The sequence below is a fragment of the Rickettsia endosymbiont of Lasioglossum villosulum genome, assembly GCF_964026455.1.
GTDB lineage: Bacteria > Pseudomonadota > Alphaproteobacteria > Rickettsiales > Rickettsiaceae > Rickettsia.
The window spans coordinates 79,119-93,921 of sequence record NZ_OZ032152.1 but is presented as its reverse complement, the minus strand read 5'-3'; the positions used below and the strand labels follow the sequence as shown (position 1 = coordinate 93,921).

The following is a 14,803-nucleotide window of genomic DNA, read 5'->3' as shown; positions in this document are numbered from 1 at the left end:
GTTAAATACCCGGCAAATTATCAGTATAAATTAATACACTCGACACCAGCACTACCCAAAATAAAGTTAGCGGTAGAAATACTTTCCAGCCTAAACGCATTAACTGATCATAACGATATCGTGGCAGCGTTGCCCTAATCCATAAAAAGCAAAATAGCAAAAATCCAACTTTAAAAACAAACCAAAAGAAACCTGGGACACAATCTAACCATGATATATTAAATGGCGGTAAATACCCCCCTAAAAAGAAAGTGGTAGTCATTGCACTAACTAATATCATATTAGCATACTCACCTAGGAAAAATAAAGCAAAACCCATAGAGGAATATTCGACATTATAACCGGCAACTAGCTCTGATTCTGCTTCCGGTAAATCAAAAGGCAATCTGTTTGTTTCAGCAAGTACTGAGATAAAAAATACCACCCCCATCGGCATTAGCATTAAATCAATCCACCACGGCATAGTTCTCTGTGCTTCAATAATTTGGCTTAAGTTCAGAGTACCGGTAGCAAGTAGCACAGTAATAATAACAAGCCCCATCGATACTTCATAAGAAATCATTTGTGCCGATGAGCGTATAGCTCCAAGAAATGCATATTTTGAGTTGCTAGCCCAGCCGGCAATAATAATGCCGTAAACACTTAAGGAAGAAATAGCAAGAATATATAAGACTCCGACATTAATATCGGCAAGAACTACGCCTTTTGCAAAAGGTATAACTGCCCAACCGATTAAGCTTAATATAAAGGTTATCATCGGTGCTAGGACAAATAATATTTTATCGGCGTTAGTCGGAATGATCGGCTCTTTAAATAATAGCTTTACCGCATCTGCTATAGGCTGCAAAAGCCCAAATGGTCCAACAACATTAGGACCCTTTCTAAGCTGCATAAGCCCGATTACACGACGCTCAGCATATGTTAAATACGCAACGCATAATATTAATGGTATAGTAATCGCCACCACCTTTAAAGCGATTATAATTAACGGAAAAATATATTCAAAAAAGAGTTCTGTCATAATGTTATTTAATTGTCATACAATCGTCATTGCGAGGAGATGCGTAGCAACGACGCGGCAATCTTATGAGGTAGTATATATTCCTGAGATTGCCACACTCGCTTCGCTCGTTCGCAATGACGGTTCAAGTCTTCACGCTGCCTCCTCATCCCTTTTCTGCTTAGCCTTTACGCATCTTGCCATGGTTACAGAATTCTTACTAATAACGTCAGTCATGTAATAATTAATAGGTCTAGAAGTTATAGGCTCTTTTGATAATTTATCTTTAGAACTAAATTTAGCAAACTTATTCTCTATAATTTTACCGATATCAGCAAATACGGGATATTCTTCAGCAAGCTTTGTTCGTACTTCCTGTAAATTACTTGCCCTAATATCCACTTGCAAATAATCAGCCAGCTCCTTAATTATCGCTATATCTTCTTTAGCTTTCCCTACAGGTGATACTGCTTTTTCTGCTATTTGCGGTCTACCCTCTAGATTTACGTAAATTCCACTCTGCTCAGTATAAGCAGCTGATGGTAAAATAACATCGGCTTTCGTAGCACCAATATCCCCATGATGCCCTTGATACACTATAAAAGCTGATTTAAGCTTATCAAAATTAACTTCATCTGCTCCAAGCAAATAAGCAAGTTCTATCTCTTCCAGTTTAGTAGATTCAGTATTAAAACCGATATCAAGCCCACCAACCATCGATGCGTGATTATGAAGTATATTAAAGCCTTTCCAATCATCCCGCGTGATATTATATTTATCGACCATTTTATGGATTAGCGATAATATAGCATATCCATCATCTCGCCCATAAACACCATCACCTACTATAATCATCGGATATTTTGCTGCTTTTAATTCTTTTGCAAATTTATGCTCATCTAAAGCTAGCTCCTCAAGTATCTTGAGATCGCTTCCTAAATCCTGAATTTTATAGGTTTGGTTATGCCCCTCTCCTATTCTTACTACTTTCAACGAACCTACTCGAACTCTTCCGCCTATTCTACTATTTAAAACTGGTGCTATCTGCCTTGGATTTGCTCCGATTAACAAGCATAAATCGGCTTTTTCAAGCCCTGCAATAGTTGTATTAAATAAGTAATTTCCTCGCTGCGTAGTATCTAATTTATAGTTAAACTGATTAACGCTATAATTATTACAACCGATTTTTTGCAAGAAAGTTTTAAGCATAAACATTGCTTCAACGGAAGCAAGAGTCCCAGCGAAAACAGTAATTTTTTCTGGCTTAATAGATTTAATTTTATCAGCTATTGCTTTTAAAGCTTCATTGAAGCTTGCAGAGACTAATTTACCATTTTTTCTAATATAAGGCTGATCTAAACGCTGATATTTTAAGCCATCATAGCTAAAACGATTTTTATCTGAGAGCCATTCTTCGTTAATTTCCTCATTGACTCTTGGTAATACTCGCATCACTTCGTCACCCCTACTATCAATGCGGATATTCAAACCTTCTGCATCATGCACGCCAATACTAGCAGTATGTCTTAGCTCCCACTTACGAGCTTTAAAGGCATAAGGTTTGGAGTTAAGAGCTCCGACAGGACAAATATCTATCATATTGCCGGAAATTTCAGAATCCAAAGTTTGGTCTAAATAAGAAGTAACTTCCATATGCTCACCACGATGGATAGCCCCCATTTCTTCTATTCCTGCTATATCATTGGCGAATCTAATACATCTAGTACATTGTATACATCTGGTCATCGCTGTTTTAATCAGCGGACCCATATATTTATCTTTAATAGAGCGTTTATTTTCGTGAAATCTATTAGTGCCTTTACCATATCTAAAAGCCTGATCTTGCAGATCACACTCTCCGCCTTGATCACAAATAGGACAATCAATAGGGTGATTAACAAGCAAAAACTCCATCACCCCTTCACGGGCTTTTTTCACCATTGGCGTATCAGTATGAATAACCATACCGTTGCCTACAGGCATTGCACAAGAAGCTATCGGCTTTGGTGATTTTTCCATTTCAACCAAGCACATACGGCAATTACCAGCAATTTTTAAACGCTCATGATAACAAAAATGTGGGATTTCTTTACCGGCTTTTGTGCAAGCTTGATAAACCGTAGTACCTTCTGATACTTCTATTTCTTGACCATCTATCGTAAGTTTTATCATTCTTATTCTCTTCAATAAGAAATTACTTAGGTAATTTCTTATTGTTTTAAAAATTGTACAAATCAAGTTTGAAGCGGTTCTTCACTTGATTTGAAATTATAAATTTTTTAAATCACCACTTTTTAGTAAATTTTACTGAGGTATTCATTTCATAAATTATTGCAATACCGCTACAATTATTTTATCCAGTAAGTCATAGGATTTGGATATGCCTGATCTTCTATCATATATTTAAAGCCGATAGCAACACGCAATATATACCAAACAGCTAAAATAAAATATAACACTACGCCAATAACAATAAACGTAAATATAAAACATACGATCCATCCGAGAACACTAAGGCAGAAAGTACGGAATAAGAATATATAATGACTAGTGGCAAAATTATTGCCTTTATCCTTGTTGAGATATGCAAAAAACACACCTATTAAAGGCAATATCGGTGCTACTATTCCGCATAAATATAATATATACACTACAATTAAATTTTTTTTACCGCTTTCGGTATATTCCTTAAGTTGTTTATCCATATTTTTACCTTTTATTTCTCTATTTCTAATTTCAACTTTTCTATTTCTTCTTTTGAAAGCTTAGTATATTTAATGATTTTTTCTATAGGCTCATTATCTTGTAACATTTCTTTTGCTATCTCTATTTTACCTTCTTCTTTTCCTTCTCTAAACTTACTTTTCTGGTTTAATTCCTCTGTTTGAGCAGCAAGCATCGCTTTAATATAATTGTCATATTCTGCTTCACTCCAATTAAATTGCTCAATAGTCTTATAGGCTGACAATACTATCTTATCCTTGGTATGCTTTGGCGGCTCTTTAGCTTTATCAAATTTAGCCATCATATATAGCCAATCATCTTCTATCGTCTCAAGCTCGTTCGCTTCTTTTGTAAACTTATCAAGCTCCACAAATACATAAGATAAACATTTAAGTTGATTCCTACCATTACCAACATTAATAGTTTGATGATAACTAATACATTCTTTTTCTTCAGGTAATGCCTGAAATCCGGAAGTAATTACTACCATAACTACAGGGGCAAGGTCAGCATATTCTTTTCCTCTTTTTAATTGTGAAGAAAACGCTACACAACCATAAAATTGTACCCTTGCTAAAAAAGCATCAGCATAACCATTCTGCATCTCAACAATATAAATATTGCCAGAATTATCTTTTACTTTAACGTCAACAATACTCCTTTTATTCTGTCCTAAATCCGGCACTTGTTCATTTGAAATATATTCAAGGTCAATAATTCTTAACTCTTCCGGCAACCGCATAATATTATTGAGAAAGCTGATTAACCTTGCTTTATCCGTAAACAGCTTTTTAAAAGCTACATCATTTGTTGGGTCTAAATATCTTTGCATATTACTTTAAATTCTCTACCACAAAATGCATAATACTGCCATGCTTTATATAATTTATCTCATTATCTGTAAATATTTGCAATATTAAATCAATAGTTTGCGTTTCGCCATTCTGTTTTTTTATAATACATTTAACCGGATTATAAGGTTTTATATGTTCGTTTAAACCTATAATATCATTAGATTCTGATCCATCTAATTTTAAATCAAAACGAGTCATATTATTTGTAAAAATTAGCGGTAATACTCCCATACCGACTAAATTTGAACGATGTATTCGCTCAAAACTTTCAGCAATAACAGCTTTAACACCAAGCAACTGCGGACCTTTTGCTGCCCAGTCTCTTGATGAACCACTACCATATTCTTTGCCGGCAAAAATTACCGCAGATACACCATTTGCTTTATAATCCATTGCTGCATCATAAATAGTTTGCTGCATATTTTTTAGCTGGTTTATAGTAAAACCGCCCTCTACTCCTTTGCACATTTCATTTTTTATGCGAATATTGGCAAAAGTACCACGCATCATCACTTCATGGTTTCCTCTGCGTGATCCGTAAGAATTAAAATCAATAGGTGATATTTGATGATCCATTAAATATTTAGCAGCAGGGCTAGTTTTACTTATACTTCCCGCAGGTGAAATATGATCGGTAGTAATAGAATCACCAAAAATTGCTAAAATTCGTGCCGATTTAATATCTTTTATACTATTTTTACTGCCTATATTTTCAAAATAAGGCGGATTGTTAATATAAGTACTGCTTTTATCCCAAGCATAATTAGAGCTACTAGTTACCTCTAAGCTTTGCCATTCTTTTGTTCCGCTAAATATATCGGAATATTTTTCTACAAACATAGATGAATTAATAGAATTTGCAATGACCTTATCTATCTCTTCTTTACTTGGCCAAATATCCTTTAAATAAACATCTCTGCCTTTATCATTTTTTCCTAATGGTTGATTTGTTAGATCAGTATTAAGGCTACCGCTAAGAGCATATGCTACAACTAAAATAGGCGAAGCAAGATAGCTAGCTTTAGTAAGCGGGTTAATTCGCCCTTCGAAATTTCTATTGCCTGATAAAACAGAAGCAACGACTAAGCCGTTTTTGTTGATTGTATCTTCTATTTCTGGGTTTAAAGGTCCTGAATTACCAATGCAAGTAGTACAGCCATAACCGACCAAATTAAATCCTAATTGATCTAAATATTGATTAAGTCCGCTGCTTTTTAAATATTCTGTTACAACTTTCGAGCCAGGAGCAAGCGAAGTTTTAACCCAAGGCTTAACCTTTAATCCCTGCCCTATCGCTTTTTTAGCAAGCAAAGCTGCCCCAATCATCACAGAAGGGTTAGAGGTATTAGTACAGCTAGTAATCGCTGCAATCACCACATCACCATTACCAATTTCGTAATTCTGATTTGCTACAGCATGTTTTGTATCAATACTTATATTATTTGAAGAAAAAGTCGGCAACTCTTTCTTAAAACCACTTGCTACATCACCTAAATTTACACGATCTTGCGGACGTCTTGGACCTGCTAGCGAACTTGTTACTTCAGATAAATCCAGCTCTAAAATATCAGTATATTCTGCTACATGGTCAAAATTGCACCATAAATCTTGAGCTTTGGCATATTCTTCTACTAATTTGATTTGCTCTTTATCTCTACCTGTCAGCTCTAAATATTTGATAGTTTCCTGATCAATCGGGAAAAAACCACAAGTAGCACCATATTCAGGTGCCATATTAGAAATGGTAGCACGATCGGCAATTGTCATAGCTCTAAGCCCTTCGCCATAAAACTCAACAAACTTACCTACTACTTTTTTCTTCCGTAGCATTTCAGTAATCTTTAAGACTAAATCGGTGGCAGTAGCAGTACCTGTTAACTTACCTGTTAGCTTTACGCCGATTACTTCCGGCAGAATCATAGTAAGCGGCTGTCCAAGCATTGCGGCTTCTGCTTCTATACCGCCAACACCCCAACCAAGTACCGATAACCCATTCACCATGGTTGTATGGCTATCTGTACCAACCAAACTATCAGGATAAGCCACACCATTACTATGCCACACGACTTTTGCCAAATACTCTAAATTTACCTGATGGCAAATACCAGTACCCGGCGGAACTACCTTGAAATTATTAAATGCTTGCTGTCCCCACTTCAGAAACTGATAACGCTCTATATTGCGTTTCATTTCCATTGCTACATTTTTGTCAAATGAGCTACCCGACGCATAAGAATCAACACTAACTGAGTGATCTATAACTAAATCAACAGGGATAAGCGGATTGATTTTTAGCGGATCACCACCTATCTTCTTCATCGCATCACGCATAGCAGCAAGATCAACTATAGCCGGCACACCTGTAAAATCCTGCATCAAAACCCTTGTCGGCATAAAATCTATTTCCGCATCAGATTTTTTATTCTTTAGCCATTCTTTGAATACCAGTAAGTTTCGTTTTGAACCGGTACGTAGCACATTCTCAAACAATACTCTCAAACTATAGGGCAGTTTTTTTAAAGGCAAATCGATATCGCTTGCAGCTTTATTTATGTCGTAAATTTTATATGAGATATTATTAACTGATAATTCTTTAAGATATTCTGCATTATGCATCTTTTGCATATTTTCCTCGTTTGATATTCGTTATGATACCACCCTGTGGAGGCATTGTTGCGTAGATCGAGAGTTGTCATTGCGAGCGAATGAAATGAGCGTGGCAATCCAGAGAAAATAATAAAAAATGCTATAAATTAGCATTTTTTAACTGGATTGCTTCGTCAATTACTTTGTAATTTCCTTGCAATGAAAGGGTAAAACCGATCTACGCAACAACGCCCCTCGTGGCTTGTACCTGCGGGGTCTTGTGTCACAGACTGTATTCTAAGATCCCGCGATCAAGTTAGCTAGATGACAGCTTATACTTAACCTTACCCCAAAACGTAGATTTTTAAAACAAATTAATGCCGATGTGGGAGATATTTATATAGATTTTTGAAGAGCAGTGAGTTTATTTTCTATTTCCGCTTCACTTAAACCGGTAACGTTAATAGCCGTTTCTGTAGCTATGTTAATATAACTTCCTGTTACTTCAGCAGTTACACCATTAGCAATAAGATAAGTAATTTTCGGCTTGTGCATATCATCTATGTAAACTTGTACTAATCCAGCTTTTAAGCTAACAATCATCGGAGCATGACCCTGCAATACACCAAACTCACCCTCTTCACCTGGAAGCGTTACCATTTTAGCCTGCTCTTCAAAAACGATATTTAAAGGCGTAATAATTTTAACGTTAATTGTTTCGCTCATATGATAATATAATTTTTCGTCATTATGACTGAACTTTGTTTCCTGTCATCCCGTAGAGGAATTATTGCGTGGATCATTCTCCCCATGTCATCCCGTGATTTATGAACTAGAGCCAGTTAAAAATACTAATAAAATTAGTATTTTTATTATTTTCTGGATCCCGTGGTCAAGCCACGGGATGACTACCTTAGGGCGTTTTTCGATCCACGCTGGCAATGCCGCCACGGGATGACACCGAAAATACTTTGAGGTCCACGTGGGATAACAATTTATTTTAGTGTCTTAGCCTTCTCCACTGCTTCCTCTATAGTCCCAACCATATAAAAAGCTGCTTCCGGTAAATCATCATATTTACCTTCTGTGAGTCCTTTAAAACCTGCTATAGTATCGGCTAAATTAACAAACTTCCCCTCAGCTCCAGTAAATACTTCAGCTACATGGAAAGGTTGCGACAAGAAACGCTGTATTTTTCTTGCACGTGATACTGTTAGTTTATCTTCTTCAGATAACTCATCCATACCTAGGATAGCGATAATATCTTGTAGAGATTTATAAGTTTGCAATATTTGCTGCACCTTTCTTGCTACATTATAATGCTCTTCCCCAACAATCATCGGATCAAGCACCTGCGAAGTACTATCTAGAGGGTCAACTGCCGGATAAATTCCAAGCTCTGCTATCTGACGGCTAAGTACTGTTGTGGCATCTAAATGTGCGAAAGACGTTGCCGGAGCAGGATCGGTTAAGTCGTCTGCCGGTACGTATATAGCTTGCACGGAGGTTATTGAGCCGTTCTTAGTCGAGGTGATACGCTCTTGTAATTCACCCATATCGGTTGCAAGAGTCGGCTGATAACCTACTGCTGACGGAATTCTGCCAAGTAATGCTGATACCTCTGAACCTGCTTGCGTAAAACGGAATATATTATCGACGAAAAACAGAACATCTTGCCCCTCGTTCATATCTCTAAAACTCTCCGCAACAGTAAGCCCCGTTAATGCAACCCTTGCTCTTGCACCTGGTGGTTCGTTCATTTGCCCATAAACTAAAGCTACTTTTGATTTTTCTGGCTCTTCAAGATTAATAACTCCTGAATCAATCATTTCATGATAAAGATCGTTACCCTCTCTAGTTCTCTCACCAACTCCAGCAAATACGGTATAGCCACCGTGTGCTTTCGCAACATTATTAATCAGTTCCATTATAAGCACGGTTTTACCAACCCCCGCACCACCAAACAGCCCTATCTTACCGCCTTTAGTATAAGGGGCAAGTAAATCAACAACTTTAATGCCAGTTACTAATATATTACGATCAGTTGATTGCTGAGTAAAGCTTGGTGCAGATTTATATATAGACGAAATGCTTGAGCCTTTAATCTTTCCTTTGCCGTCAATCGGTTCGCCTACGACATTCATAATTCGTCCTAACGTTTCGATTCCTACCGGAATACTAATTGGGCTACCAGTGTCTACTACTTCCATACCTCGCACTAACCCCTCCGTGGAGTCCATAGCGATACAACGCACTGTATCATCACCTATATGCTGAGCTATCTCTAGTACTATTCTTTGCTTATCGTTATAGCACTCAAGGACATTTAAAATCGGCGGTAATTTACCTTTATTGGTAAATTTTACGTCAACTACCGCTGAAATAATTTGAGTAATTTTCCCGATATTTTTTTTCATTATTTTTTCTTTTGTTAAGATAATGTTGTTATTTTGTCATTGCGAGGATATGCATAGCAGAGGGCGGAGGCAATCTCAGGAATTTTATATACTACTTCATGAGATTGCCACGCTCCTTACAGTCGCTCGCAATGACGGTGACAGTTAGTCAAACCGCTTCGGAACCCGCTATTATCTCTATCAATTCCGTAGTAATAATTGCTTGTCTTGACCTATTTAACTTTAATACCAATTTATTAATTATATCATGAGCGTTATTTGTAGCATTTTCCATAGCAGTCATTCTTGAGCCTTCTTCACTTGCTCTATTTTGTAGCAGTGCATAATTTATTTGTGAATTAACATATAAATTAATCAAATTGGAAATTAGATTTTCTCCCTCATACTCATAAATATCGTTAGCTCCCTCTATCTTTGAATCATCATGATATTTCTCTATTGGTAAGATTTGCTGCTTCGTCATTATTTGAGTCATAGCATTTTTAAATTTATTGAAATAAATAGTACAATTACTTACTTCTAAACTTGTTACTAATGCCATAATCTTTTGCTTTATTTGCAACATTAGATTTTCATCATGGTTTTTTGGCAAGTCAAAATAACTATCAATATAACTTTCATAAGACTTTTTTAATGCCTCATAACCTTTTTTCCCGATAATAATAAGCTTGATTTTTTCGCCTTTACTTTTTAAGTTTTCAATATCACTTTTTACTTGTTTAATTATCATATAATTAAACGTTCCGCACAAACCACGCTCAGACGTCATAACTATTAGCAAATTTGCTTTATTGGTCTCTGTATTGAAAAATTTTTGTGCTTCTATAGGAAAGTCATAAATATCAGCGGATAATACAGTAGACATCATTTTACTAATAGCTTCAACATAAAAATTTGAATGAGCTATTTGATTTTTTATTTTTGTCAATTTAGAAGCTGAAACTAATTGCATTGCCTTAGTAATCTTCTGCGTAGATTTAACGCTTTTTATTCTAGTTCTTAGCTGTTTTAAATTTGACATAAATATTTTAATATTTTTATGTCATTGTGAGGAGAAGCTGTAAGTTTCGACGAAGCAATCTCATGAAGTAGTATAAAATTCCTAAGATTGCCACGTCGCTATGCTCCTCGCAATGACGATTTTTCCCCTACACAAAAACAACAACTCTAATCTACCTTGACAAAGTCCTTAACGAAATTCTCTAAAAATGTTTTTAATTTCTGTTCATTTTCTTCAGTGATACGCTTTTCACTTTTTATTGACTCTAAAATATCTTTTTGATTCTGCTTTATCTCACTAAGCATTTTTTCTTCAAATTCCTTAATTCTTTCTATAGGTATATTAATTAAATATTTTTTAGTTCCAGCATAAATACTTATTATCTGCTCTTCGACTGAAAAAGGATGACATTGTGCTTGTTTTAATATCTCAACGAGTCTCTTACCATGTTCGATTTGTGTTTTAGTGGCAGAATCTAAATCTGAACCAAATTGTGAAAAAGACTCAAGTTCTCTAAACTGGGCTAATTCAAGCTTTATCAAGCCTGCAACCTGCTTCATAGCTTTTATTTGTGCAGCAGAACCAACACGGCTTACCGAAATCCCGACATTAACAGCCGGTCTTATACCTTTATAAAACAGCTCGCTTTCTAAGAAAATTTGACCGTCAGTAATAGAAATAACGTTTGTTGGAATATAAGCAGATACGTCACCTGCTTGGGTTTCGATTATAGGAAGTGCCGTAAGTGAACCGCCGCCTTTCTCCTCAGACATTTTAGCAGCACGCTCAAGTAATCTTGAATGCAAGTAAAATACGTCACCAGGATATGCTTCACGTCCGGGCGGTCTTCTAAGTAATAATGATATTTGTCGGTATGCGACAGCATGTTTACTTAAATCATCATAAATAATAAGTGCATGCTTGCCGTTATCACGGAAATACTCACCCATACTACAAGCAGCATAAGGAGCAACAAATTGTAATGCAGCAGCTTCCGAAGCAGTAGCCGAAACAATGATTGTATAATCCATTGCCCCAGCATCTTCTAGTTTTTTTACTATCTGGGCAACGCTTGATATTTTTTGCCCTATTGCTACATAAATACAATAAATTTTATCTTTCTCATTTTTTAGTGAATGAGCTTGCTTTTGGTTAATAATAGTATCGATAGCTATTGCTGTTTTTCCAGTTTGTCTATCACCTATTATTAATTCTCTTTGTCCTCTTCCTATCGGAATTAATGAATCAATAGCCTTTATACCGGTTTGTACAGGCTCACTAACGCTTGTTCTATCGATTATACCAGGAGCTTTCATTTCAATATGGCGATATTCTTTGCTCTTAATATCACCTTTACCATCAATAGGGTTACCAAGTGCATCAACGACACGACCAAGCAAAGCAGTTCCTACTGGTACTTCTAGCACCTCTTTGGTTCTTTTTACTTTATCACCTTGCTGTACCTGATTATCCTCACCCATAATCACAGCACCAACGCTATCATTCTCTAAATTTAAAACCAGTCCTTTAACACCTGATTCAAATTCCACTACTTCACCGGATTGCACATTTGCAAGACCATAAATTTTTGCTATACCATCACCAACATTTATTACTTGCCCTACTTCTTCAAGCTCGCTTAAACAATTGATATTTGCTATCTCTTTTTGTAATATGTCAGCTACTTCAATAGGTTTTAATTTCATATGGTTTAAGTTTTTTTAATTATTCACGTCATTGCGAGAAGAAACTGAAAGTTTCGACGAAGCAATCTCAGGAGTCAGATACTGTTTCATGAGATTGCCACGTCGATGCGTTGCATCTCCTCGCAATGACGTTTTTTATTCATGCAGCGATCTTAACTTTTTTCAAGGTCCTAGCTATCTTATCTAAACTACCTTTTATCGAACAATCTTGCAATATACTATCATATTTAATTACGATTCCTCCCATAATGGTAGAGTCTATTTCAAAATTTATTTTTACTTCTTGCTTTAACTCTTGTTCTATATTCGATTTAACCCATTCTTGTTCTTTTGGCTGCAATTTACTTGCAGAAATTACTTGCACTATTTTAATATTCTTGCTTTCATATAATAATTTACTATATGTGTTTGCTATATCTGCTAAGATAGAAGTACGGGAATTTTTTATCAATAATAATAAGAAATTTTGCATTATTTTGCTGATTTTAATATTTTTTACTAGCGAATTAATCACGCCAATTTTATCAACTTTATTTACTATAGGGGAAGATAACAGCTCTTTAACCTCTATATTATCTTCAATAATGCTAGTCACTAGATTAATTTCTTCAAGTATCTTATCTTGAGTATTATCAGATTTAGCATTATCAAATAACGCAGCTGCATAATTCTGAGTTAAAATATCTTTATTCATAGCTTAATACTTTGCACATTTTATATTTATATTATTATATATCGGATAATATTTTATATTACATTGATATTTTTTAGAATTTTCTAAAAGCTCTTGTATATCTATATTAGATTCTATTTGGTTCTTCTTAACCTCACTTACATAATTCGCATCCGGCTTAGGCTGGCTAACACATTTTGAACGCATTTCATTATTGAAATAAGGAGTAAGAAAATATGCTAACTTATAACATATAAAAGTCTTCTCTGTTGTAGAATAATTATTATCAAAGTCAAAATCAACTTGAAAATCTTTTGATAATAACTCATAAACAATCGGAGTTTGAGATTTTAATGATAATTGATTCTCAGATTGAGCACTTAGCTTAGGCATCTTCCACAAAAGTACTAATAAAGAACTTACTACATATACTGTAAAAATTATTACCACAGCAGTAATTAAAATTTTTGTTATTTTATGTCTACTAAATGCACTTAGCTCTTTATAAAATAACGTTTTTTTAAGATAAGCACAGCTGATCGCCATAAAAATTACCCCATAGCTACTTGCATATCTTTTAACACAACCTAAATCAATTCCACTAGGTGTGGAGTATATCGTATTTGCCATTACTATATATAAATATAGTCTCCAAGCTAAAAATAAAAATACAATAAAGCATAAAATGGCAGTAATTACTAAAATTAAGAAACTTTTTAAATATTGAGGTTTATATTTATGTATGCTAATTCCAGTAAACAACAAAATACCATAAATACATAAAAATGATTTTTTTCCTAATGCTTTAAAGACAATATTAACATAAGAGGATATTATATTAATAGTTTTTGCTTCCTTATTAAATAATGAAGAAACTATTTTACAAATTGATCTAGAGAATGCGGCTCTCTTCCTAGAGCTACGTGAGATTCAACATACATAAACCAAAGATAATTTGTTAAAAATGGTAAAATTAATAATATTATTAATACCCCAATTTTTACACTCAAGGACTTTAATTTTTCATTATCATCTACTAACAAATTACAAAAAATCATTATAGAAGCAAACCACGACAACCATAAACCTACTTCTCTAAATAACGGCATAAATAATAAAATAGGCATTACCATTAATAATGCTTTATATTTATTATCTTCCAATATGAAAATAACTAATACTGACGAAAAAATAAATGCTATTAAACCATCATTATAAATTGCTCGCAGTACAAAACTTTCTTGAACAGGAAAGAGTAAAACTAGTGATACTAATAAAATAGTTTGTACAAAATATTTATTTGCCATTAATGGTGCTAAGAATAGCATCTGTAAAATAAAATGACTTAACAATAAATCATTTTCGGAATAGCCGGGGAAGTATAACATAAAATAATGAAATATACTTGGACCCCGTGGATAATGTATATGTGAAGGTAAAATAGAGGTTAAACTATTTTGTGGGAATATATCGTTATAGCTTATCAATTCTTTAGTGTATACTGCCCAAAAAGCCAAATCATCCCATATATTTAGATAAGTAGTATGCAAAAAGAGATAATAACTAAAAGTAATAGCCGTTAAAATGCAAAGCTCTATTTTATACTGAAGAATGTTTGATCTTAATTCAGCAAATTTATATAAATCATATATAAGAGCTACTATACCTATAATAGTTATTAAGCAAGTGGCATAATATAATATTCCCGTTACAGAGCATAAAGTTAAGATTGCTACCAATATAGTAGTTACTATAGGCAAAAAAAACGTAAATCTCGTTTTAAATATATTAGCAAAAAATCCCGCTAGCCCAAAAATACTTAGTAAAGGTAATATTATCATAA

General features: G+C 34.6%; 12 protein-coding genes. All 12 read right to left on the bottom strand.

Annotated elements, in window-relative coordinates; genetic code table 11:
* Window position 1: 1 nt before the first annotated feature.
* Entirely contained in the window at window positions 2-1,021 is a 1,020-nt protein-coding gene (gene nuoH, locus AAGD49_RS00450; protein ID WP_341788679.1) for an NADH-quinone oxidoreductase subunit NuoH, read from the bottom strand.
* A gap of 132 nt (window positions 1,022-1,153) precedes the next feature.
* Window positions 1,154-3,172 carry an NADH-quinone oxidoreductase subunit NuoG gene (gene nuoG / locus AAGD49_RS00445; protein ID WP_341788678.1) on the bottom strand — a complete coding sequence of 673 codons (2,019 nt, stop codon included), beginning with the start codon at window positions 3,170-3,172 and terminating at the stop codon, window positions 1,154-1,156.
* Window positions 3,173-3,348: 176 nt separating this feature from the next.
* On the bottom strand, window positions 3,349-3,705 hold the full coding sequence (locus tag AAGD49_RS00440) for a DUF4870 family protein (RefSeq protein WP_011476796.1): 357 nt from the start codon (window positions 3,703-3,705) through the stop codon (window positions 3,349-3,351).
* A gap of 11 nt (window positions 3,706-3,716) precedes the next feature.
* A complete protein-coding gene (locus AAGD49_RS00435) occupies window positions 3,717-4,556 on the bottom strand; it encodes an Rpn family recombination-promoting nuclease/putative transposase (protein WP_341788677.1) in 840 nt (279 codons plus the stop codon).
* A gap of 1 nt (window position 4,557) precedes the next feature.
* The gene (gene acnA / locus AAGD49_RS00430) at window positions 4,558-7,203 is read right to left on the bottom strand and encodes an aconitate hydratase AcnA (protein ID WP_341788676.1); all 2,646 of its coding nucleotides are present in this window, start codon (window positions 7,201-7,203) and stop codon (window positions 4,558-4,560) included.
* 357 nt (window positions 7,204-7,560) lie between these two features.
* Entirely contained in the window at window positions 7,561-7,890 is a 330-nt protein-coding gene (locus tag AAGD49_RS00425; protein ID WP_341788675.1) for a F0F1 ATP synthase subunit epsilon, read from the bottom strand.
* Between the two features lie 269 nt (window positions 7,891-8,159).
* Window positions 8,160-9,581 carry a F0F1 ATP synthase subunit beta gene (gene atpD / locus AAGD49_RS00420; protein WP_341788674.1) on the bottom strand — a complete coding sequence of 474 codons (1,422 nt, stop codon included), beginning with the start codon at window positions 9,579-9,581 and terminating at the stop codon, window positions 8,160-8,162.
* Window positions 9,582-9,729: 148 nt separating this feature from the next.
* Window positions 9,730-10,602 (bottom strand): ATP synthase F1 subunit gamma, encoded by an 873-nt coding sequence (gene atpG, locus AAGD49_RS00415; RefSeq protein ID WP_341788673.1) that lies wholly within the window; start codon window positions 10,600-10,602, stop codon window positions 9,730-9,732.
* Between the two features lie 146 nt (window positions 10,603-10,748).
* Window positions 10,749-12,287, bottom strand: a complete 1,539-nt coding sequence (atpA, locus tag AAGD49_RS00410) for a F0F1 ATP synthase subunit alpha (protein WP_341788672.1) — start codon at window positions 12,285-12,287, stop codon at window positions 10,749-10,751.
* A 139-nt stretch (window positions 12,288-12,426) separates the two neighbouring features.
* Entirely contained in the window at window positions 12,427-12,981 is a 555-nt protein-coding gene (gene atpH / locus AAGD49_RS00405) for an ATP synthase F1 subunit delta (protein WP_341788671.1), read from the bottom strand.
* Between the two features lie 3 nt (window positions 12,982-12,984).
* Window positions 12,985-13,590 (bottom strand): hypothetical protein, encoded by a 606-nt coding sequence (locus tag AAGD49_RS00400; RefSeq protein WP_341788670.1) that lies wholly within the window; start codon window positions 13,588-13,590, stop codon window positions 12,985-12,987.
* A 245-nt stretch (window positions 13,591-13,835) separates the two neighbouring features.
* Window positions 13,836-14,801 (bottom strand): hypothetical protein, encoded by a 966-nt coding sequence (locus AAGD49_RS00395; RefSeq protein ID WP_341788669.1) that lies wholly within the window; start codon window positions 14,799-14,801, stop codon window positions 13,836-13,838.
* Window positions 14,802-14,803: the final 2 nt, after the last annotated feature.

Coding starts and splice junctions, on each gene's coding strand:
- nuoH (WP_341788679.1), bottom strand. CDS start 1,021: ATGACAGAACTCTTTTTTGAATATATTTTTCCGTTAATTATAATCGCT.
- nuoG (WP_341788678.1), bottom strand. CDS start 3,172: ATGATAAAACTTACGATAGATGGTCAAGAAATAGAAGTATCAGAAGGT.
- AAGD49_RS00440 (WP_011476796.1), bottom strand. CDS start 3,705: ATGGATAAACAACTTAAGGAATATACCGAAAGCGGTAAAAAAAATTTA.
- AAGD49_RS00435 (WP_341788677.1), bottom strand. CDS start 4,556: ATGCAAAGATATTTAGACCCAACAAATGATGTAGCTTTTAAAAAGCTG.
- acnA (WP_341788676.1), bottom strand. CDS start 7,203: ATGCAAAAGATGCATAATGCAGAATATCTTAAAGAATTATCAGTTAAT.
- AAGD49_RS00425 (WP_341788675.1), bottom strand. CDS start 7,890: ATGAGCGAAACAATTAACGTTAAAATTATTACGCCTTTAAATATCGTT.
- atpD (WP_341788674.1), bottom strand. CDS start 9,581: ATGAAAAAAAATATCGGGAAAATTACTCAAATTATTTCAGCGGTAGTT.
- atpG (WP_341788673.1), bottom strand. CDS start 10,602: ATGTCAAATTTAAAACAGCTAAGAACTAGAATAAAAAGCGTTAAATCT.
- atpA (WP_341788672.1), bottom strand. CDS start 12,287: ATGAAATTAAAACCTATTGAAGTAGCTGACATATTACAAAAAGAGATA.
- atpH (WP_341788671.1), bottom strand. CDS start 12,981: ATGAATAAAGATATTTTAACTCAGAATTATGCAGCTGCGTTATTTGAT.
- AAGD49_RS00400 (WP_341788670.1), bottom strand. CDS start 13,590: ATGGCAAATACGATATACTCCACACCTAGTGGAATTGATTTAGGTTGT.
- AAGD49_RS00395 (WP_341788669.1), bottom strand. CDS start 14,801: ATGATAATATTACCTTTACTAAGTATTTTTGGGCTAGCGGGATTTTTT.